Annotated in this window: 20 protein-coding genes; 6 read left to right on the top strand and 14 right to left on the bottom strand. The window is 62.0% G+C overall.

The genetic code is table 11. From position 1 onward, the window contains the following. The 4 genes from KXR83_RS18755 to KXR83_RS18770 form a co-directional block, all read right to left on the bottom strand. The gene (locus KXR83_RS18755; protein ID WP_030165448.1) at window positions 1-351 is read right to left on the bottom strand and encodes a DUF3349 domain-containing protein; all 351 of its coding nucleotides are present in this window, start codon (window positions 349-351) and stop codon (window positions 1-3) included. Window positions 352-460: 109 nt separating this feature from the next. Continuing rightward, on the bottom strand, window positions 461-769 hold the full coding sequence (locus KXR83_RS18760; RefSeq protein ID WP_437426082.1) for a DUF3349 domain-containing protein: 309 nt from the start codon (window positions 767-769) through the stop codon (window positions 461-463). Window positions 770-783: 14 nt separating this feature from the next. Further along, window positions 784-1,062 carry a hypothetical protein gene (locus KXR83_RS18765; RefSeq protein ID WP_317712005.1) on the bottom strand — a complete coding sequence of 93 codons (279 nt, stop codon included), beginning with the start codon at window positions 1,060-1,062 and terminating at the stop codon, window positions 784-786. A 3-nt stretch (window positions 1,063-1,065) separates the two neighbouring features. Further along, the gene (locus KXR83_RS18770) at window positions 1,066-2,298 is read right to left on the bottom strand and encodes an anion permease (protein ID WP_437426083.1); all 1,233 of its coding nucleotides are present in this window, start codon (window positions 2,296-2,298) and stop codon (window positions 1,066-1,068) included. Between the two features lie 213 nt (window positions 2,299-2,511). Between KXR83_RS18770 and KXR83_RS18775 the strand changes: the two genes are divergently transcribed. Continuing rightward, complete coding sequence (locus KXR83_RS18775; RefSeq protein ID WP_437426084.1) at window positions 2,512-3,564, top strand: LLM class F420-dependent oxidoreductase; 1,053 nt, start codon at window positions 2,512-2,514, stop codon at window positions 3,562-3,564. A 469-nt stretch (window positions 3,565-4,033) separates the two neighbouring features. Here KXR83_RS18775 and KXR83_RS18780 read toward each other — a convergent pair whose 3' ends face one another. After that, window positions 4,034-4,963 carry a hypothetical protein gene (locus KXR83_RS18780; RefSeq protein WP_437426085.1) on the bottom strand — a complete coding sequence of 310 codons (930 nt, stop codon included), beginning with the start codon at window positions 4,961-4,963 and terminating at the stop codon, window positions 4,034-4,036. A gap of 420 nt (window positions 4,964-5,383) precedes the next feature. Here KXR83_RS18780 and KXR83_RS18785 point away from each other — a divergent pair, with 420 nt between their 5' ends. Further along, complete coding sequence (locus KXR83_RS18785) at window positions 5,384-6,238, top strand: oxygenase MpaB family protein (RefSeq protein ID WP_437426086.1); 855 nt, start codon at window positions 5,384-5,386, stop codon at window positions 6,236-6,238. Between the two features lie 5 nt (window positions 6,239-6,243). On the opposite strand, the gene KXR83_RS18790 is transcribed toward KXR83_RS18785, so the two are convergent. Together KXR83_RS18790 and KXR83_RS18795 are read right to left on the bottom strand one after the other, a co-directional pair. After that, entirely contained in the window at window positions 6,244-8,118 is a 1,875-nt protein-coding gene (locus KXR83_RS18790) for an ABC transporter ATP-binding protein (RefSeq protein WP_437426087.1), read from the bottom strand. Then, a complete protein-coding gene (locus KXR83_RS18795) occupies window positions 8,115-9,860 on the bottom strand; it encodes an ABC transporter ATP-binding protein (protein ID WP_437426088.1) in 1,746 nt (581 codons plus the stop codon). The genes KXR83_RS18790 and KXR83_RS18795 overlap by 4 nt, the downstream gene beginning before the upstream one ends. Window positions 9,861-10,923: 1,063 nt before the next feature. Between KXR83_RS18795 and KXR83_RS18800 the strand changes: the two genes are divergently transcribed. Beyond that, complete coding sequence (locus tag KXR83_RS18800) at window positions 10,924-11,883, top strand: alpha/beta hydrolase (protein ID WP_437426126.1); 960 nt, start codon at window positions 10,924-10,926, stop codon at window positions 11,881-11,883. Window positions 11,884-12,243: 360 nt separating this feature from the next. Here KXR83_RS18800 and KXR83_RS18805 read toward each other — a convergent pair whose 3' ends face one another. The 4 genes from KXR83_RS18805 to KXR83_RS18820 all read right to left on the bottom strand — a co-directional run bounded on the left by KXR83_RS18805 (window position 12,244) and on the right by KXR83_RS18820 (window position 15,538). Then, complete coding sequence (locus tag KXR83_RS18805; protein WP_062799165.1) at window positions 12,244-12,507, bottom strand: hypothetical protein; 264 nt, start codon at window positions 12,505-12,507, stop codon at window positions 12,244-12,246. Window positions 12,508-12,575: 68 nt separating this feature from the next. Continuing rightward, entirely contained in the window at window positions 12,576-13,511 is a 936-nt protein-coding gene (locus KXR83_RS18810; RefSeq protein WP_437426089.1) for a 1,4-dihydroxy-2-naphthoyl-CoA synthase, read from the bottom strand. A 333-nt stretch (window positions 13,512-13,844) separates the two neighbouring features. Continuing rightward, window positions 13,845-14,330 carry a VanZ family protein gene (locus KXR83_RS18815; protein WP_437426090.1) on the bottom strand — a complete coding sequence of 162 codons (486 nt, stop codon included), beginning with the start codon at window positions 14,328-14,330 and terminating at the stop codon, window positions 13,845-13,847. Window positions 14,331-14,956: 626 nt separating this feature from the next. Beyond that, window positions 14,957-15,538: a hypothetical protein gene (locus tag KXR83_RS18820; RefSeq protein WP_437426091.1), complete on the bottom strand. Its 582-nt coding sequence runs from the start codon at window positions 15,536-15,538 to the stop codon at window positions 14,957-14,959. Window positions 15,539-15,770: 232 nt separating this feature from the next. On the opposite strand from KXR83_RS18820, the gene KXR83_RS18825 reads away from it, so the two are divergent. Beyond that, window positions 15,771-16,367: a sigma-70 family RNA polymerase sigma factor gene (locus tag KXR83_RS18825; RefSeq protein WP_437426092.1), complete on the top strand. Its 597-nt coding sequence runs from the start codon at window positions 15,771-15,773 to the stop codon at window positions 16,365-16,367. A gap of 203 nt (window positions 16,368-16,570) precedes the next feature. Further along, the gene (locus KXR83_RS18830; protein ID WP_437426093.1) at window positions 16,571-16,816 is read left to right on the top strand and encodes a LuxR C-terminal-related transcriptional regulator; all 246 of its coding nucleotides are present in this window, start codon (window positions 16,571-16,573) and stop codon (window positions 16,814-16,816) included. Between the two features lie 95 nt (window positions 16,817-16,911). On the opposite strand, the gene KXR83_RS18835 is transcribed toward KXR83_RS18830, so the two are convergent. Genes KXR83_RS18835 through KXR83_RS18845 form a run of 3 tightly spaced genes read right to left on the bottom strand, consistent with a single transcriptional unit; the run spans window position 16,912 to window position 19,840 of the window. Further along, window positions 16,912-17,988 (bottom strand): hypothetical protein, encoded by a 1,077-nt coding sequence (locus tag KXR83_RS18835; RefSeq protein ID WP_437426094.1) that lies wholly within the window; start codon window positions 17,986-17,988, stop codon window positions 16,912-16,914. Continuing rightward, on the bottom strand, window positions 17,988-19,211 hold the full coding sequence (locus KXR83_RS18840; protein ID WP_437426095.1) for a sensor histidine kinase: 1,224 nt from the start codon (window positions 19,209-19,211) through the stop codon (window positions 17,988-17,990). The genes KXR83_RS18835 and KXR83_RS18840 overlap by 1 nt, the downstream gene beginning before the upstream one ends. Continuing rightward, window positions 19,172-19,840, bottom strand: a complete 669-nt coding sequence (locus tag KXR83_RS18845) for a response regulator transcription factor (RefSeq protein ID WP_437426096.1) — start codon at window positions 19,838-19,840, stop codon at window positions 19,172-19,174. The genes KXR83_RS18840 and KXR83_RS18845 overlap by 40 nt, the downstream gene beginning before the upstream one ends. Window positions 19,841-20,461: 621 nt before the next feature. On the opposite strand from KXR83_RS18845, the gene KXR83_RS18850 reads away from it, so the two are divergent. Continuing rightward, the gene (locus KXR83_RS18850; protein ID WP_437426097.1) at window positions 20,462-21,217 is read left to right on the top strand and encodes a polysaccharide deacetylase family protein; all 756 of its coding nucleotides are present in this window, start codon (window positions 20,462-20,464) and stop codon (window positions 21,215-21,217) included. The last annotated feature ends 18 nt before the right edge of the window (window positions 21,218-21,235 follow it).

Here is a 21,235-nt window from a genome sequence, read left to right on the forward strand (position 1 = left end):
TCAGCCACGGGGTCGATCATCACCTGGCTGCTCGGGGGTCGGGGCGGGGTCGAACGGCCACCCCTGCTCCTCCAAATGCGCGCGGATCCGGGCGATGTCGGCTTCGAACGGCAGTTCGTCGGTGATCTTGGTGATGAGCACGCCGGCGTCCACTGCCTTGATGGGTTCAGGGCCTTCGTTGGTCACCTGGCCTTGGTGGATCAGCTCGCGCGAGACAGCCTTCACCTCGTCCTCGGACAACTGGCGGCGCAACAACGCCACCAACGGGACGTAGTCGCCGGACGGCACACCGTTCGGGTACCCGGCGCGTAGCCAGTTGACGACTCTCATCAAGAACTGCGGTCGGTCCACTACGCCTCCTTCCGGGCATCGAAGCCATCGACGAACAGCGATGGACCAGCCGACCAGATTTTACTGCGACCACCTGCAGGTCGCGTCCGGGTCGATCGGTCCGAAATTGTCAGGGGTTGGCCAATGGCCATCCGGCAGCGGCGAGGCGGGCCGAAACACGTTGCACCTCTTCGCTGTCGGGTTCGACACGGGTCACCTCGGCCACGGCGGCGCGGATCTCCGCTGTCGTGGGCGCCGGACCCGAGATCTGGTCGTGCAGGTTGTCGACCACTTTGTCGAGCTGCTCATCGGTGAGTGATCGACGGAGCAGAGCCAGCACGGGGTGGTAGTCGCGGGGCGGGATCCCATCGGGGTATCCACTGCGCAGCCAGTGCAAGACCGCCTCGAAAGGGTTCTCGGGCTGCGTGCTTGTTGTCATCGGGAAAACGACTCTCACTCGGCGAACGGGAAGAGAGTGATGCCGAAGTAGTAGTCGATCGTTTCGCGGGTGATCCACAGGATTCCGGTGACGATGACGGCCGCGATGATGCCGAACAACAGGTACGCAACGTATTTCAGGGCCGGGTTGCCCGAGGACGCTGTGCCGTCGGCGTGGCTGTCGCCCGCACCCGCAGAGTGCAGACGCAAGCCGACCGCGAAGATTGCGGGCAGTCCGGCACCGAGGATGAGTCCGATCACCAGGACCTTGAAGATTGCCTCAACGGTTTCCATCGATCACACCTTTTCGGTTTCAGCCTTGGCGGCGGCAGTCTCGGGCGGGATGATGCTGCCGGTCGTCTCGTCCCACTCGTCGTTGACGTTGTTCGCGTCCACCTTCTGCTGCTGTGCACGCCAGTACATGTAGCCGGCGAGTGCGACCAGGATGAGGAAGATGACTACGGCTCCGGCGGCGCCACCGATGATGTCGGCCATGTAGTAGCTCAGGGCGCCGACAAGGCCCGCCGACGGCAGGGTGACGATCCAGGCCACTGCCATCCGGCCGGCCACCGACCAGCGGACTGTCGCGCCCTTTTTGCCCACACCCGAACCGAGGATCGATCCGGTGGCGACCTGAGTGGTCGACAGCGCCATACCGGCGGCACTCGACGTGAGAATGATTGCTGCCGATGACGCTTCAGCGGCCATGCCCTGAGGGGACTCGATCTCGACCAGGCCCTTACCCAGGGTGCGGATGATGCGCCAGCCACCCAGGTAGGTGCCGATGGCGATGGCCGCGGCACAGCTGAAGACGATCCAGAACGGCAGGCCGTGCTCCACGCTCGATGCGTCGAGGTGGCCGCTGGCGATCAACGCCATGGCGATCACGCCCATCGTCTTCTGGGCATCTCCGGTGCCGTGGGCGAGGGAGACCAGGGACGCCGAAGCGATCTGGCCGGCCCGAAAGCCTTGTGCCTTCTTGTTTTCCGCGACCTTCTTGGTAAGTGCGTAGATCATCCAGGTACCCGCTGCGGCAACCGCGCAAGCGATGATCGGGGCCATCAGGGCGGGGATCAGGATCTTCGACGTGATGCCCTCCCAGTTGACACCGGAGGTACCGATCGCGGCCATGCCCGAGCCGATCAGTCCGCCGAACAGGGCGTGCGATGAGCTGGAAGGCAGACCAAACAGCCAGGTGAAGAGGTTCCACAGGATGCCGCCGATGAGGCCGGCGAAGATGATGATCATCGCAGTCTCGGCGTTCAGACCGGCGATGAGATCGCCTTTGTCCTCACCGCTTGTCTGCTGGATCTTGAGCACGTCCTTGGTGATGGTCGCGGCGACCTCTACCGAGAGGAACGCGCCCACCAAGTTCAGTACCGCGGCGATGCTCACCGCGGTTTTGGGCTTCAGTGCGCCGGTGGCGATCGACGTCGCCATTGCATTTCCGGTGTCGTGGAAGCCATTTGTGAAGTCGAATCCCAGTGCTGTGATGACCAGCAGCACGAGAATCAACATTTCTGCGCTCATGAGTACTGATTCTGAGGCTGAGCTGAGGATTCTGTCGAAACGGACATGCTATGAAGAACACCACTGAACTGGGGTTTCATTCAGTAAACCGGGCGCGTTCACCCAATGTTCATGTGGCGTACGCCGGGTCGCCACACCCCTGGATCGCGTTCGTGAGCATATGAAACACTTCTGAAGAAATGTCTCGCAACGTCGCGGTCCGTGGGAGGACACATGAAGATCGGCATGGCCATCAACTACTCGGGAGATTTTGCCGAGACCATCGATAACCTGATCGATTTCGAGAAGGTCGGCCTCGACCGGATCACGGTGCCCGAAGCCTACAGTTTCGACGCTGTCAGCCAGCTCGGCTACATCGCCGCCAGGACCTCCACGATCGAACTCGCGACCGGCATCCTCCCGATGTACTCGCGTACTCCCACCAACCTGGCGATGACCGCGGCCGGTCTCGACTACATCTCCGGTGGACGCTTCGTACTCGGTATCGGCGCGTCCGGTCCGCAGGTCATCGAAGGCTTCCACGGCGTCAAGTACGACGCCCCGGTGGGCCGCGCCCGCGAGAACGCCGAGATCTGCCGCATGGTCTGGCGGCGTGAGCGCACCGAGTACAACGGCAAGTACTACAAGCTGCCGTTCTCCAAGGAAGACGGCGGCACCGGGCTGGGCAAGCCACTGAAGATCATCAACCACCCTGTGCGCGAGCGAATCCCGATGTTGCTCGCAGCCATCGGCCCCAAGAACGTGGAGCTGGCCGCCGAACTCTTCGAGGAGTGGCAGCCGATTCTCTTCCACCCCGAGCACCTGTCGGTGGCGTTCGGCGACGCCCTGGACAAAGGCAACGCCAAGCGTGCGCCCGAACTCGGCAAACTTGGCATCTCGGTGAACACCACCGCCTTGATCACCGACGACGAAGAGCAGCGCCAGAACGCCCTCGCCTTGGTCAAGCATCACGCCGCGCTGTACATCGGCGGCATGGGCGCCCGCGGCAAGAACTTCTACAACGACCTCGCCGTCCGCTACGGATACGCCGACGCCGCCAAAAAGATTCAAGACCTCTACCTCGACGGCAAGAAGCAAGAAGCCGCCGCAGCCGTCCCCGACGACCTCGCCTCCGGCATGTCCCTCATCGGGCCTGAGAGCTTTGTCAAAGAACGCCTCGCCGCCTTCGAAAGCGCTGGGATCACCACCCTCCTCGTCGCCCCCGCCACACCAGGCCACGCTGATCAGGTGGAGCAGATTCGTTTGCTGAAAGAGTTCGTCAGTTGATCTGAGGGTTCGTTGGTGGCTCGCTCGCTGGGGTTCTGAAGGGTGAGTCAGCGCGGGATTGGTGTGCGGGTCCGCTAGTGCGCTCGGTCTGCGGAGCGAGCTTCTGCGGGTTTGGTGTGCGAGTCCGCCGGTGCGCTCGCGGTTCTCGTCGTTGCGCGGTCTGCTGCGCGAGCTTTCGCGGGTTTGGTGCGCGGGCCCGCCGGTGTGCTCGTGTTTCTCGCGGTTGCTCGGTCTGCGGGGCGCGCTGCCTCGGTTTTGGTGCGCGGGCCAGCCGGTGTGCTCGTGTTTCTCGCGCTTGCGCGGTCTGCCGCGCGAGCAAATGCGGGTTTGGTGCGCGGGCCGGCAGGTGCGCTCGCGGTTCTCGTCGTTGCTCGGTCTGTGGCGCGAGCTAACTCGGGTTTGGTGCGCGGGTCGGCCGGTGTGCTCGTGGTTCTCGCGTTTGCTCGGTCTCCAGTCCGGGTCGGCGCCATCAGCGAAGTCCAGCGCGACCCATGGCCTGCCGGAGGATCTCTGGCAGGCGGCCGGCCTCGAGGTCGGCCCACGTCCACCGGACGACTTCGAGGCCGAGTTGTCTCAGTCGGTCTTCGCGGATCTTCTCGGCGACGACAACGTCGTTCGGCGTCTGCCCCGGCGTCATCAATCCCTGGCCGTATTTCACCAAACCGTCGAACTCGCCGACCAGTCGACCTTCCCACTCGAAATCCACTCTGGCCACGAAAACCCCTGTTGGGGTGTAGAACTCACGTTGCAACCGTGGGCGCGGGATGTCGCGGCTTGCGAGCATCTGCGCTCGGCTCCATGACTCTCCGACGGTTTCCGCCAGTTGGTCGGCGGCCGCCAACGCTGTCCGAACTGGTCCGACGCCGCGCTTGGGCCCGCAAGATTCCACCATCGCCGACATCACGTCGCGGTCAGCGCCCGCTCTCAGTGCGCTGTCGAAAATCACCAGCGCCTGATCGAATGAGCCTGCGAGTGCGGTGTCGACCGCCGTCCGCTCGAGGCTGGTCAACGCAATTCCGTCGACCTCGATGACCTCGCCGGGAGCAGCCTTTCCGGCGTGCAGGTGCCGTTGACTCTCGACGCGCCCGCCGCCGATCCGACCGTTCAGCAGATGCACCCGCGCGTGGGATGGCTTGAGAAGCGGGAGCTCATGCAACAAAGCTGCCGATGTGTGACTGACCACCAGCGGGTGGTTGCAACTTCGCGCAGCCGCGATCACACGCATCCGGGCCAACGCGTCGTCGGACAGATTGCGTGATGTCCTCACGTACGCCCCGTGCCAGATTCGAGCGAGCATCCCGCCGCGAACGGCGCGTTTGATGTCGTCGTCGGAATACCCCAACGCGATGACGTCGCGGCGCCATATCAAACCGTCGCTGTCTTCCATGAATTCCCCCATGAAGCGATTGTCAGTGACCCGATGGACCCGCCAACCGGGATATGCGTGCCAATGGGGATAACCGCGGAGCTGTGGATAGTTCGCCGTTTATCGATGAGTAGCCGGCGGGTTGGCGTCGCCGGTGCGCTCGGGATGCTGGGGTTTGCTCGGTCTGTAGGGCGAGCGTCGGCGGGTTTGGCGCACTGGGGCTCGGGCCCGCTCGGGATGCTGGGGTTGGCTCGGTCTGTAGCGCGAGCGTTTGCGAGTTTGGCGCACTGGGGCCCAGGCCCGCTCGGGAAGCCGGGATTCGCCCGGTCCGCAGACCGAGCGTCTGCGAGTTACCCGATCCCCACACACGACCAAAGACCCACACCACCCACCCACCAAACCCCACCACCAGCTAATCTGGAAACACCTGTTATCAGATAGAAGGGTGGATGGATGAGCCAGAACAGTCAGAGGATGTCCCGGGAGGAGATGGACAGCCTCGACAGCAGTGTGTTCGGTAGGTCGTTGTTGTCGATGGGGCGCACGATGAGCACGTCGAACGTCATCATGCAGCTGGCCAATCCCGCGGTGGGGTACGGCGTGGCCACGAGCAAGGTGGAGAACGGGCGTCTTGATCTGCACCCGATCAAGCGGGCGCGCACCACGGGGTCGTATTTGGCGGTGGCGGTGTTCGGCAACGCCGACGACCGCAGCCGGTTTCGCCAGGCCGTCAATCGGCAGCATGTGCAGGTCAGGTCGGACGACGACAGTCCGGTGCCGTACAACGCCATGAATATCGACCTGCAGTTGTGGGTCGCCGCCTGTCTCTACTTCGGCTGGGAAGACATCTATGAGCGTGTGCACGGTCCGCTGACCGGTGAGCTGCGCGAGGTGTTCTATCAGCAGGGCAAAGTGTGCGGAACCACCCTGCAGATGCCGGCCGAGGCCTGGCCCGTCAATCGCGACGCGTTCACCGAGTACTGGGACGAGCAGACCGCGACGATCTCGATCAGCGACGAGGTGCGTGAGTTCCTTCTCGGAATCGCGAACTTCGACTACGCGCACCCCGCCATCAAGAAGCGGTACGGGCCGGTCAAATACCGCCGCACCATCGGGTATCTGCCGCAACCGTTCCGGGAGGCGCTGCGCGTTCCGTGGACGCAGGCAGACCAGGAATGGTTCGACGACTATGTCGACAAACTCGTCGAAAAAGAACGCAAGACACCACTGTGGCTCTCGCAGTTGGGTTTTCGACTACTGCTTTGGGACGCGCGGATTCGTAGCCGACTGGGCCGACCGCTGGTCTGACTGGATCACTCAAACTGGGACTTGTACATCACCGAGTAACGTCCCTGCCGGGCCAAGAGCTCGTCGTGGGTTCCTTGCTCGGCCACCACGCCGTCTTCGATGACCGCGATGCTGTCGGCCTCGCGGATGGTGGAAAGGCGATGTGCCACAACGATGGTGGTGGTGCGAGTGGTGAGTGCCTCGAGCGCTCGGGCGATGAGCAGCTCGGTGCGTGAGTCAACGGCACTGGTCGCCTCGTCGAGCACCAGTATGCGCGGGCGGGCGATCATGGCCCGCGCGATGGTGAGGAGCTGCATCTGCCCCTCGCTCAATGTGGTCCCGCCGTCGCCGATGACGGTGTCGAAGCCCTCGGGCAGGGCCTCGACGATCTGCAGCGCATGACTCTCGCGAGCTGCCTCCTCGATGTCGGCGCGGGTGGCAGATGGATTGCCGAACGCGATGTTCTCGGCGATGGTGCCGGTGAACAACCAGCGATCCTGGGTGACCATCGCCGCCTGGCCGCGTACGTACGACCGGGGTGCGGAGTTGATCGGCTCGCCGTCCACGAGGATCGATCCGGAGGACGGATCGTAGAGCCGCAGAAGCAGATTGGTGAGTGTGGTCTTGCCGGCGCCCGTGGGTCCGACCACCGCGACCGTTGATCCCGCCTCGACCTCCAACGAGAGGTCCTTGATGACGTCGATGGTCTTGGTGTTGTCCTCGGTGGACCGGCGATATCCGAATCGCACCTTGTCGAATGCGATGGCCGGTGGTGCACTGTGACGTCCGATGGCTTGCTTTGCCGAATCCTCGATGGCCGGTGCGTCTTCGATGGGCTCGGCCAGCAAAGACTTGATGCGGCCCAGTGATACGAGCCCGGCCTGGAGTTGGGCCATCATGGAGGTGAGTTCGTTGACGGGCTGGCTGAACATCCTCGAGAACGACACGAAGGCCTGGACCTGCCCGACGGTCAGCGATCCACCGACGACCTGGATTGCGCCGACGATCGCGACTGTCAAATATCCGAATGCGGTGATTGCCTGGAGGACCGGCGAAATCGAGCCCGCGTACGACTGTGCGGCGCGGGATGACCGCGCGAGCCGTTCAGTGGTGGCCTCGAACTCGTCACGGGCCCGGTTCTGCGCCCCGTACACCCGCAGGGTGTGGAGCTGGGCATAGCCCTCGTCGATCTGTGAGGTGAGTTTGGCCGTTGCCTCCATCTGATCTTGGAAGTGGGGTCGTGATCGTTTGGCGATCAACACTCCCGCAATGATGATCAGCGGAATGGAGGCGAGCACAACAAGAGTCAGCTTCCAGGAGATGATCGGCATCACGACAAGAAGCGCGACAACGGTCAGCACTGCCCCGGGAAGTTTCACGAAGAGTGGTGAGAACACCGATGACACGTTGTCGATGTCGGCGGTCACCTTGGTGAGCATCTGGCCCCGCGCCGCGGTGTCGAAGTAGGCAACAGGAAGGCGGTGAATGTGCGACTCGATGTCGGTCCGCAAACGGTTCATCGCACGTTGGGTGAGGTTGTTGACCGCGGCGGCTTGCGTCCACGTGCCCAGTGCCCCAATGGCGTACACGATGACCAGCACGGCGAGAAGCGTGCCGACAGTGCTGAAGTCGATGCCGACTCCGGGCACCGCATCGGCGCCGGCAACCACGTCTGCGTAACTGCCGCGGCCCTCGGCGCGCAGCTGGGCCTCTGCCTCGGCGGCTGACAACCCTTGGGGGAGTGTCATGCCGATGGCTCCGGTGAACAGAGCGTTGATGATGCCGGCCAAGATCAGCGGCCCGGCGATCAGCGCCGCGACGTTGGTCGATGCCAGCAATCCGACGGTGACGAGTTTGCGGCGTTCATGAGTCAGCCTGGCCAGCAGCCATTTCAGATTCATGCGAGGGCCGCCTGGGAATCGAGGATCTCGCGGTACGTGGCACTGGAGGCCAACAGTTCGTCGTGCGTGCCGCGGGCGTCGATGCGGCCGTCGGTCAGGATCACAATGGTGTCAGCTCCCCGAGCCGACGACACCCGCTGGGCAGTCAGGAGGATGACGGCCCCCGGAAGAGACTGCCGCAGTCGATGTTTGATGACACTCTCGATCTCGGCATCGAGCGCCGAGAACGGGTCGTCGAGCAGTAGTAAGCGTGGTTTTGCGGCGATGGCCTGCGCAAGGGCGAGGCGTTGCCTTTGGCCGCCGGAGAAGTTCCTGCCGGCGTGGTGCACTGGCTGTGCAAGACCCATCTCGTGGGAGAAGACGAAGTCGGCTGCGCACGCCGTGGTGAGGGCGGCACGGAGGTCGTCATCGGTGGCGTCGGGACACCCGAGCCGCAGATTGGATTCGAGCGTCCCCGACATCAACGACGGCGCCTGTGCGACGTATGAGATGTCCTCGTGCAACACCTCTCGTCGCCGCTCCTGCACGTCCACTCCGTCGATCAGCACGCGACCGGATGTGACGTCGCTGAATCGGGGGATCAGTTTGAGCAGCGTGCTCTTGCCGTCGCCGGTTCCGCCCAGCACTGCGGTGACTGTTCCAGGGCGGCACTCTAGGTCGATGTCGACGAGCACTGCGTGCTGTGCGCCGGGATATCGGAATCCGACGCCCTCGAGTTGCAGCGAACCCGTCCGCGACGACGGCGTCCGGTCGGTCGGAGGATCCTGCACCGACGGCTCCGTGTCGAGCACTTCGTTGATGCGACGGGCGCTCACCTGCGCGCGGGGGATGAGCGCGATCATCGCGGCGCCGATGGACAGCCCGATGAGGATCTGGGTCAGGTATCCGACAAACGCGATGATGCCGCCGACCTCCATCGTCTGATTGTCGACGAGAACGGCCCCGACGCCGATCACCGCGGCCGCACCGATATTCGCGATGAAGATGATGCTCGGCAGCAACGCAGCCTGCAGGGCGCCGATACGTCGCGCCGTCGCGGTGAGGTCTGTATTCGCGGCATCGAAGCGCGACATCTCGAGTTCCTCGCGGCCGAAAGACCGGATGACGCGAATGCCGGTGAGTTGTTCTCGGAGAACTCGTCCGACGCGGTCGATGCGCATCTGAAGCTTTTCGTACGAGGGAATGAGCTTGCGGACAATGACAATGACGACGGCGGTCAGCGCGGCTGCCACCAGAACCACCAGGGGAGCCAATTTGTAGTTCTCGCTCAAGGCCATCACTGTTCCGCCGATGACAAGCACCGGCGCGGACGCGAGCACGGTCATCACGACGAACACAGCCAGCTGGAGCTGGTTGATGTCGCTGGCGCTGCGGGTGATCAGAGTGGGGATGCCGAACCTCTGCAGATCGGTATCAGAGAACGACTGCACTCGGGAGTACGTGGCGTTACGGATGGACCGGCCGGCGCTGGTCGAGATATGTGATCCGATCACGGTGGCCAACACCGAGGCGCACAGGTTGGTGAGTGCGAGCGCGAGCATGATCGCGCCGATAGTGACGATCGCGTCCATGTCGGCGCGGGCGATTCCGTCGTCGACGAGGCGGCCGTTCAGGTTCGGCAGCAGCAGGGTGGTGGCCGCCGCCGTGAGTTGTAGAACGAAGAGCAGGACGAGGGTCCAGCGGAATGGCCGCAAGTGCGGCAGCAAAACAGCTCGGAGTGGTCGCTTGTTATTGGTGGCCATATGCATCACACGTCCCCGAAGCGCAGAAGCGCGCCGCGGGGACGTGTAATCAATAGAGAACTAGGACTCAGGGCTACTAGTTTGCGCTTCCCGAGGCGAGGCCGGCGAGGAGTCCGCCGAGCAGCTGGAGGAAGTACATCAAACCCGATTCTGACGAGGTCATTTCGTGCCTTTCGGTAGTGAAGGGGACGTTCCGCTCAAGTCTTCGACGCTGAGCTGTCGGCCGGTGTTCGCGGCGAACCGGTCTCACAATGTCATCTTCACGGCGACTTGTCAGCCTCTTCGACGTGAATAGTTCGCCAAGGAAGCGATCGTGCAGGTCAGCGAAAAATGCTGCGGCACAAGCAGGTCGCTGGAGCGACGGTGTGACATGTTGTCTTTTGTCAGCTCGGAACGAAAACCCCGGGATGACGGGTCATCCCGGGGCGTTTTGGAAGTTCTAGCCGGCAGCGCCGCCGCCTTCGTCGCCGCCACCGGCGATAAGGCCGAGGAGAACCTCGAGTAGTGCAGCGAAATCAATTTCTTCGAGTGAACCCATTGTAATCTCCTTCTGTTGACTACTTGAACAGGCCGGAGTTTGCCGAGGCGCGTGCTCGTATTCGAATCCCCCGACTAACCGAGCCGATATCCACCATGGCATCTTCGATTCTCTTTGTCACCCCATTCGCAGAAAAAGAATGGGAAATGGCGATGACATCACGTCCGAAAGTGCGTTTGACCAGCGCACATTAAGTCTTTCAATTCGCGAATTATTTTATTGAATTGGTGTCTAGGGTGCACATTCCTGAAACGTCCGGTGAACTCCCGGTGGACCGGAATCAGCCGGGCGCGAATGGCATTTGGATCTGTCGGGGAGACGGTTGGCCGCCAGCGCAGCTAGCGGCTCGAGCTCCTGACCTGGTGTTTTGGACAGGCGAATATCGAATCGGCTACTGGGCGCACACGAGACTGATGACCAGGATATTGTTCCCCCGTGACGCGAACTGTGCGACGACTGAACTTTCCTGCCCGATCCTGGCGCGGCCTGCTGTCTGCAGCCGTGGTCACTGCGGCATGTGCATCGATGCTGACTGCGGCCCCCGCCTCTGCCGAGACGATCCCGACACCGGGCATCTCCTCCCCGGGCGGCTCGACCCTCAAAGCGGTGAACAAGGTCGGACCGAAGCGGCTCGATCTGGTGGTGTACTCCGCTTCCATGAACCGGGACATCCCGTTGTCTGTGATCCTGCCGAAGGACCAGTCGGCGCCGCGGCCCACGTTGTACCTGCTCAACGGGGCCGGTGGCGGCGAGGATGCGGCCACGTGGCTCGCCAGAACCGACGTCGTGGACTTCTTCGCAAACAAGAACGCCAACGTGGTCATCCCCAACGCCGGCGCGTTCAGCTACTACACCGACTGGCAACAAGATGACCCGGAGCTCGGCCGCAACAAGTGGTCGACGTTCCTCGGCAAGGAATTGCCGCCCATCATCGACACGGCGCTGAACACATCGGGTCGTAACGCGATCGCGGGCATTTCGTCGTCCGGCACCTCGGTGCTGAACCTTGCCATCGAACATCCCGAGCTATATCAGGCCGTGGGTTCCTACAGCGGCTGTGCCACCACCGCGAGCCGATTGGGTCAGATATACATCCGCATCACTGTCGAGGCTCGTGGCGGCGGTGACCCGGTGAACATGTGGGGCCCCTACGACGGCCCAGGATGGCGTGCCAACGACCCGATCATCAACGCTGAGGGCCTGCGTGGTCATTCGCTGTACATCTCGAATGCGACGGGTCTTCCGGGTCCGTACGAGAGCCTGGCATATGTGAACGATCCGACAAAGCTCGCCGATCAGGTTGTTGTCGGTGGCGGAATCGAAGCCGCAACCGGTATCTGCACGGCTTTGCTTGCCGACCGCCTCAATACGCTCCGTATTCCCGCGACATTTGATGTTCCGCCGGTGGGCACCCATTCATGGGGCTACTGGCAGGACCAGCTGCATCGTTCGTGGCCGCAGCTCGGCGGAGCGATTGGCGCCTGAGCGGGCCTTATAGCCACAAAAACACGCCCCCAGCGATTGCTGGGGGCGTGTTTTTTGGTTTGCGGAGGCGCTGTGGCCTAGCCGGCGGCCAAGCCAAAGAGGAAGGCAAGAACTTCTAGGAAGTCGATATCAAATGTTGAAAGCATGTAGATCCCTTTCGTCGATACGGCTGAGTTGACTAGTGCCGTGAAGCCACCCCGGTACTCGAAGCTTTGTTTACGTCAACCCGAATGAACTGTCGCGTTGTCGAGTCGGCTTCGCGTTCGAATTGACGGATCGATACAAAAGTCATCTGTTTGGAGGTCACCAAATTGGGGGCCATTCGGCGGACAATCACCAGTGTCAACGGGGACTTATTTGTCACCAACGCCGGCGTATCCACAGCGCTCTGAGCGCGATGATGAGACCTGCCAACGACAACAGATCCGACTCGGTCAGCCCATTTTGATATGTGTACGAGAGCAACACATGACCTTCAATCGGCCCGTTGAACAACACCCATAAGACCGAGACGAAGATCAGGACCACAGCGGCCGCACGGCTGGGGCGAGCCAGGCACCACGCGCCGGTCACGAAAAGCAGGTTCAGCAGCACCAGGCCGTAGAACAGAGCTGGTGGAATCATCAGACCAGTATGTGGCGGTCACCGCGCTAGGGTTCGCCCCAGAGCGGGTGACAATCACCACGCCCGTTTCAGTAGTAGAACGGGAACTCTTCCCACTCCGGTGAACGTTTCTCCAAGAACGCATCCCGGCCCTCGACGGCTTCGTCGGTCATATAGGCCAGCCGGGTTGCCTCGCCGGCGAACACTTGCTGGCCCATCAGACCATCGTCGGTCAGATTGAACGCAAACTTGAGCATGCGTTGAGCCGTAGGCGATTTCCCGTTGATGGTCTTGGCCCATTCGATCGCGGTGGTTTCCAACTCGGCGTGATCGGCGACCTCGTTGACAGCCCCCATGCGCTGCATCGCTTCTGCGTCGTAGGCGCGGCCCAGGAAGAAAATCTCTCGAGCGTTCTTCTGTCCGACCTGTTTCGCGAGGTATGCGCTGCCGTACCCGGCGTCGAACGAACCCACGTCCGCGTCGGTCTGTTTGAAGCGGGCGTGTTCGCGTGACGCCAGGGTGAGGTCGCAGACGACATGCAGCGAGTGTCCGCCGCCGGCTGCCCACCCGTTGACGACGGCGATCACCACCTTGGGCATGGTCCGGATCAGCCGCTGCACTTCCAGGATGTGCAGGCGACCACCCTCGGCCTTCACCCGGGCGGAATCGACAGTGTCAGCGGTGTCTCCACCGGCGTACTGGTACCCCGACCGCCCGCGGATTCGCTGATCGCCGCCGCTGCAGAAAGCCCAGCCGCCGTCCTTTTCGCTGGGGCCGTTGCCCGTCAGCAGGATGACTCCCACATCTGGGCTGCGCCGAGCGTGATCAAGGGCGCGGTAGAGCTCGTCCACGGTGTGTGGGCGAAAAGCGTTGCGCACCTCAGGACGATCGAACGCGATCCGTACGATGCCGTGGACCCGGCCTTGCCCGGCGTGTCGGTGATAGGTGATGTCGGTCAGATCGTCGAAACCGTCGACTACGCGCCACTGCGTGGGATCAAAAGGCTGATCAGATGGTGTGCTCATGGTGATCGAGCCTACGGCGTGGTGATATGCGCGATCGATGGACGTGTGAAGGTGCCCGACGCTGACGCGCTCTCGCTGCTGCCTACCCAGGCTGATACATATTCGCTATTAGAAGAACGGCAGCGATAAGTACAACCAGAATAATTCCGGCGGCTAGTTGGATCCGCTGTCGGCGTTTGTAGATTCCCCGAGATCCCATCGCGATAGCATAGACGTTACAAAAATGAACAGAGTGTTTCAGTCGGAAATATTGTTAACCCTAATCGCGATTGTCTGTGCGCTATTGCTGAAGCATGAACGGTGGCCAATCACCGCTGATCAAAGCGTCGCAATTTAGAGTTGTCGTCGGTGATAGTTGTCAGCCAGCGGCTCGCGCCGAATTGCTTGCGCCCTTGATGTTCTGGCTTGGTAGTTGCCGGTGATGACGCTGTGCAAGATGGCTCCGATGGCTGTCCCAAGACCGTTCATCGCCACGTCAACCGGATCCGCGACACGTCCTGGCAGGAACATTGCCTGGCAGGACTCGATGACCACCGAGTAGAGAATCCCGAACCCTACTACCGATATCCAATGACGACGACCGAGTGTGGCGGCAAGAAGAACTCCGAGCGGCACGAACAGAAAAACGTTGGCGGAGCGTTCCAGCACGGTGAAGGTTATCCAAGCCGTCGCTTCGTGACGGTCAAGATATTCGAGAACCGTGTCGGCCAAAGGGCTACCTCGCGAGTCGTCGCGAGGAGTCAGAGTGACGAATCCGATGACCGCGATGTAGACCAACAGCAAGCCGATGATCGGACGACGCCGCCTGAGGTTGGTCATGCGACAGAGTTTTGCACTCAAGAGGCTCTGCGGCGCACTCGACTTGCCGAACGCTTTGGTGGGTGGCGCTGCTCGCCTATCTTTGGGCCCCCGGTCGGACTCGACCGCTCGACCTCGATACGCCGAAGGAGCAGTCAGCTGGGGCTGTAGGTGGCGGCGATCACCAGGATTGCGACGATGCCCGCTACCAACACCAGGCCGACCGCGATGCGCATCCGCAGCGCCCGTTTGTACAGATTTCGTGAACTCATGCGGGCGATCATTGCCCACTTCGTCAGCGCGACGCACCCGCAAACACCCAACACGTGTCAACCGTCACATTATCGAAACCCGTTGTGACACAGAGGGTCAAGAACATTTCGGCTAATTAATCCGGACGTCAAGATTCTTGACCGATACGAGGGATAAGAAAGTTGCTAAACAGCCGCATACTAGATGCCCCGCGCGTGGCGATCACGGCACAGCCGTTGACGATCCGAATGGATCCCGCCCGAGGCCTCGTACGTCATCTCGACCCATCGTGTTCGTTCTTCGTAGTCGCAACGAACAAAGAACGCTGCCCACTGTCTGGGTGTGCCACATGCCCGGCCCGTTTGTCAAACGGGCCGGGCTGCTTCGTAAGTCGATCAGTTGCCCGCGAGTAGATCAGCGATCGTTATGCCACACACTGATCCGCTGCATGCGGGGGGTGGGGGTGGCACGTCCCCACCCGGAACAGAAATGCGTATAACCTCCGCAAAAGTCGCTGTTTGATCGCTCAGCGGGGGGTTGGTGCCCCAATGTTCGGGCTCCTCAACTCCGTCGAGCACAAGCGTCCGGCAGCCATAGTAGATCTCGTAATCGCCGTCGGGAATCTCTGTCGAACCCGTGGGCGCAGGGTTCCCGTTCTCATCCACGCCCTCTAGGCGCATTTGGACAGCTTTCTCGCCGCCCATCGGCACCAGTTCCAGAATGTCGTTCGGGGTTGTGTATCCGAAAACTGCCTCCTGCACCAGGGGGTCATCGCCCTCGTTGAACCCAGCTATCGTGCATGCGACTGGTCTATCGGACGCGTTGGCGATCGAGATTGTGACTGTATTGCCTACTACCGACGGTGTCAGCAGTAGGTCATTCGGCGCGGCAATTGCGCTCGGTGCGAGCGATAGCGCGGCAGCGCCAGTGAGTGCGGCACCAAGTACAGTTCGACGGACGAACGCGGCGAGCTTCATTGCTGTTACCTCTCGTTGCTGGGATCTTACGAACGCTACGCAGCGCCACCCTCGATGTAAACGATGCTTAGCGAAGGTCGGCAAATCGCCAGCCAGTCATGATTGGGCACCGGCTGTCGACCACACACACCACTTTTCGCCTTCCAACCGAAACGGCTCGGGCTCAACGTAAGTCGCACTGCGGTTCCGGTAACGGGCCCGGGCCGGGCGTCGATAAACGAGCGTGACCGCAGTGCCACCCGCCGACGCCGACGCCGATCTGGGCAAGGACCTAGAGACGCTGTTGCGTGCCGTGGGGGAGGGCGACACCGCAGCTTTTGATTGTCTGTACCTCGCAACGCGATCGCGGCTGCAGGGATTGATTTACAAGACTGTTCGAGATGCCGGGTACGCCGAAGAGGTTCTGCAAGAGGCCTATGTAGAGATATGGCAGAAAGCTCACTCATATCAACCAGCAATGGGTAAACCCTTGTCGTGGTTGATTATGATCTGTCACCGCCGCGCGATTGACCGGGTCCGGGCTGAAGAACGCGAGAAGCGCCGCACCGAAACCTTCACCGTACTTGCGGCCGAGGTCCCTCACCCCGGTGGCGCCGACGAACCGATGCTCTTGCGTGAGGAGCATCAACAGGTACGCCGTCACATAGCCGCGCTCAGTGTGCTTCAGCAGCAGAGCATTACGTTGGTTTACTACGCAGGCATGACTCACAAAGAGGGTGCCCAACGCCTCAATGTTCCGGTGCCGACCTTCAAGACCCGTCTTCGAGACGGGCTCAAACACCTGCGCGGGTTGCACGCCACCACCGACTGTGAAGCCGCCTGCGCCTGACTAACCTCGCCAAATGTAGTTATTGTTTAGACACGGTAAGCAAGCCCCTTGGTCAGGGGCCCCTCGAATAGGGTTCTATTCTTATTCAGTTCGCAAACCTAGTCTTCGATTCGAACCTTCATTCACCGCTAACGCGGTGCCCTCGAACGAATCGAGTGACCATGTACGCAGCAACAGTCGCGCCGGCGGAGCCCGCCTTAGTCATGTCGTCAGACCCCCGGCAGAAGCCTCAGCTGAGCAATCGCGAGATCGAAGTCTTGAAGGCGTGGGTACTTACCGACAGCAAGCAGGCAGCCGGTTCCCGCCTGTTCATCACGTCGTCGACGGTCAACACCCACATCACCCGAATACGAAATAAATACGCCGAGGTCGGCAGGCCTGCGACCACCAAAGCAGCACTGTTGGCAAGGGCCATCCAAGACGGCGTTATCGACCTCGACGACATCTGAGAGCTCGGCCCTACCGCTTCTCATCCGACGGCGGGCAACGGCCACGCGAAATGTGTGGTTAAGCGATGACGTTGGGCGAGCCGGCAGTGCAGCCATCACCTGATGCTGTCGCTGTCGAGATCTGGATGCATCGTGCTGATGGTTCGTTGCACGGTGCCGGAAGCCTCGATCTCCGCGCGTTCACTGCCGCTGCTGTCGGTGGTGAGCACTGATGCCACGATGGACCGCCCGGGCGGCCACATTCGGACGCAGACCGTGCCGCTACCAGCGTCGTTGAGGGCGCGAGAGGCGACGGCGTGGACAGTGTCGACGATCGCTGGGTCGGGTCCGGCGGGTCCGGAGTCGTCGAGGAACACGACTTCCACACCCCGTGCGCGAGCGTGGTAGGCGGCATCATCGAGATCCAGCGTCGACAGAATGGGGGCGCGTAGGCGATCACGCAGGTGCGCCTCGAGCAGGGCGCACTGGCTTCGTTCGGCCATGGTGAGGGTGTCGCCGCTGGCGATGCGTTCCATCAATGGCCGGGCCAGGGTGTCGAGATGGCGTATTTGGCGGCTGCGTTCTTGGGCGGCTGCGGTTTCAGCTGAAAGTTCAGCGATTCGTTCGGTGGTTCGCTTGCGAAGGGAGAAGACCGCTTTCGCGGTGGGCCGCAACGTGAATGACAACAAAGCTGCCATCGTCAGAGGCGCCGCGTCGATGATGACCAGGCTGGCGCCGTAGCCGGCTCCGTGCCCGGTGCGGCTCGACCAGACGGCGAACACAGCGACCATGCCGACAAACCCGATCCAGGGAGCGATACGACGGCCCCGGACATTCATGTAGCAGTAGATGGTGGTTCCGGCGCCGTGAATCCAGGTCTGCAGCGTCGAGTCCAGCACGGCGGGAGTCACCGACAACACCAAGGCGCACGCGATAGGTCCGGCGGCGGTCAATGCGACGGTGGGCCAGATCGGTAGTGGGTCACCAGGAACGAGTATCAAGGCGACCGTGGCGGCGATCAGAAGCAGCGCTCCCAGCACGGCTGGCCAGGCGCTGGTGAAACTGTCCATGGTCGCAACTGTGACGACAACAATTGCGGTGATGTAGGCGGCCACGATGAGCCATGCGCCGCGGGTGCGCATACCCAGAAGGTCGCGGACGTCTTCGTTACCACTCTGGGGTGGAGTGATCATCACTGCTGCACCCACCGCAGAGTAACTCGGGTGCCGCGCCCTGGCGCAGAGTCGATGTCGGCGGATCCACCAATCGTGGACATGCGGTCGCGGATGCTGACCGTGATCCCGAGCCGATCGGCGGGCACGGTCTGCGGGTCAAAGCCCCGACCGTCATCAGCGACAACAACTGTCAGCTTCGGTGAGTCAAGGGACACGGCGACAGTGGTGGGTGCGGTGCTGTGCGCGTGGCGGTGGCTGTTGCGGACTGCCTCGGCCGCTGCGGCGGCGATGGTACGAATGACTGCCCCCGGAAACGCCGCCGCCGGCCGGTGCTGGTCTTGAACCTTCAGCCGCGCTTGAGGATCGGCGGTGGTGATGGTTAGTCGGATGTGCGCCATGGCGGCGTCGACGGTCAGTGTTTCGGTGGTGTCGGTACCCTCGCGCATGGCATCGAGGTCAGCGAGTGTGGTGTGCGCTTGTTGGGCCAGTTGGTTGGAGTTGCCTTGGCGGGAGGCGGCGAGCAGTGTCGACATGACGCCGTCGTGGGTGAGCTGGTTGAACCGCTGGCGTTCTGTGGTGCGGGCTTGAGCTGCGGCGGCCTCGGCGGTGACTGAATACGCTTGTGCGCGGGTGTCATCGAGGACCGCGGCCGTGCGCATCCCCATCACGGCAGCGGCAAAGTACACCAGCGAAAAGGCGAACGCCCACGCGATGTCGGGCACCAGTGGCCCGTTGGCTTCGGGCGCGCGGACAGCGTGGTTGATCACGGTGGCGGCAACGACAACGACGATAAGGACGATGAACGAGTACCGCGGCGGCAAGGCCAGCGCGGCAGCGATTGCGGCTAGCCCGCAAAACAACGAGAACCAGATATCGGTGTTGCCGGTGAGGTGTTCCCCGGTCCACCCGAACCACCACGTGGCCACCGCAATGACGTAACCCAGAGCGGTGATCGCAGCAGCGACTTTGAGTCGGCGGGTGGGCGCCCGCCACGCCAACGGACCGAGAGCCAGCCCAGGTCCGAATACACACAGCAGTGCGGGGACTGTCCACCCCAGGCGCATGACCTCCAACGACGCGGTGATCGCCGGCAGAGTCAAGACCAGATAGGCCAGATAACCGCAGGCGATGAACACAGCGAATTGCCGCAAGATCCGGCGCCCCGCAGTGCGGTCAAGAGCCGCGTTCGGGCCGTCGGTCGTCAGCGCCGGCGGCGTGTACGTCGTGGAATCGGTAGCCATCCATCCTCAATCGCTCGCAGCACCAGATGGGATCGTGTCGGGGCCGGTCGACCCACCGCCACATACTTTCTTCGGATGCGGCCGACGTAATCGGCCACCGTTTCCGACGACAAGTTCATTGCCTTTGCCACTCCGGCAGTTGATTCGCCAGTCGCGTACAACTCGAGCACCCGCCGTAGTTGCGGTGATAGATCAACAAAGTCCTCGTCCGCGTCGATCGCTGCGGCCCAGTCCACCGTTGGAGCTTCCTGACCGGCCAACGCTGCCCGCAGTGCCTCCAAGAGCACCCCATCGGGCACATTTTTGCGCAGCACGGCCCGAACACCAGCGCTGGCGGCCAGCCGCACGAGATACGCCTCGTCGCCGGAGGTGTACGCAATTGCGGGGATACCTACATCGAGGAGGGCCTCGACGTTGGCTTGCGGTGATGACCCATCCTCGAGACGCAGGTCGAGGACCACCAGATCCAGCTCGTGCGTCTGCTGCAGCAGCTCTGGCACGGTCGCTGCGCCCGCGACGAAATGAAGATCAGGTTGCTCGTTGAGGGTTGCACGTAGGCCGGCCACGATAGCGGGGTGATCATCGACCACCCCAATCCGCCCTCGCTGACCTTCCGGGTGTGACGTCATGGCGACAATCATGAACTACGGCGAGGTCACGCACCGTGTAACTGCGCAGACTTCCTGCCCGTATGTGTTCCCGCGGCTCCGGATTCCGTTCGCAGCAGCGTCATTACGGGTGGGTGGTTCATGGCGGCACATTAAAGGCGCCTTGAATCTGACTCAACGCGTTCGGATCGCAGAGGCCGTCGAAGGTGATGACGTGCCTGCCGGCCCAAGCAAACGGCCGCTCTTGCTAACCCAGAAAGTCTGGAAAGTGACCTGCCACAAACCGGACGTGAGACCCCGGCATCAAAGCAGCACCGGGGCCCCACGTCACCACTTGAAGCGAACGGGCGCCGACGAACGCTTGAGCTGGCGAGACTCAGATTCCAGCGTGCACCGTACGCAAGCTTTGAGCGATCGTACGATCGAACCACCGTCGGCGACCGCTTCGTCTACGCAGAATCTTTGCATCAAGGACGTGTAGCCCCACTGATGTATGGCTCAGATCTGTAATGTTTGACAGGCGTCGGGGATCACGAAACCGCGTCAAATGGACATTCACCCTGTGTCGTCTCTAGGCAACCTCTCCTGCCGGCTCATACTTTGAAGCAGTTGGTCCAACGTATGGGCCAGGGGGGATGAGTCATGAACACCGACCGGAGACGTTTCCTCACCTACCTCGCAGCCGGAGGCCTGCTAGCCACGACCGCCAACGCGGCCACGGTCGGCGCCGCGCCGTTTGCGGGTCCTGATTTTGGTTCGTCATCGGCGCCTGATACCCGCCTGCCTCTTCCTAATGGGCCGATCTCAGCGATTGCGGGCAAGGGAAATTCACTGGCGCTCACCGTCGATGACGGTGCTGACAGTGACGTTGTCGGGGCTTATATCGATTTCGCTCGTCAGACCGGCGCCCGTTTCACTTTTTTCGTGACAGGCATTTTTGACTCGTGGCACGAGAACCGGGATGCTTTGCGGCCGTTCGTGGAGTCAGGACAGATTCAGCTCGGCAACCACTCGTGGTCACACCCCTACCTGACCAAACTGACGGCCGCCGAGGTCCGCGACGAATTGGCGCGGACGAAGTCGTTTCTGCTGAACGAGTTCGGGGTGGACGGAACACCTTTCTATCGGCCGCCCTACGGGCACCACAACGCTGAGGTCGACGCTGTGGCAGCTGAGCTTGGATACACCACGCCCACAATGTGGTACGGGTCGCTTTCTGATTCGGGTCTCATCACCGAGGAGTACCTCCTCGAATGTGCGCGCAAGTACTTCAATCCTCAGGCAATTGTGATCGGTCATGCAAACCATCCGCCGGTCACTCGCGTCTTCCCCGAGTTACTCGACCTGATCCGTGAGCGAGGACTGGCCATGGTGACGCTCAACGACGTGTACCTGTGAACCTGAAGTGCTGCGGCG

Source organism: Williamsia muralis (assembly GCF_051487485.1).
In the GTDB taxonomy this organism is placed as follows: Bacteria; Actinomycetota; Actinomycetes; order Mycobacteriales; family Mycobacteriaceae; genus Williamsia; species Williamsia muralis_B.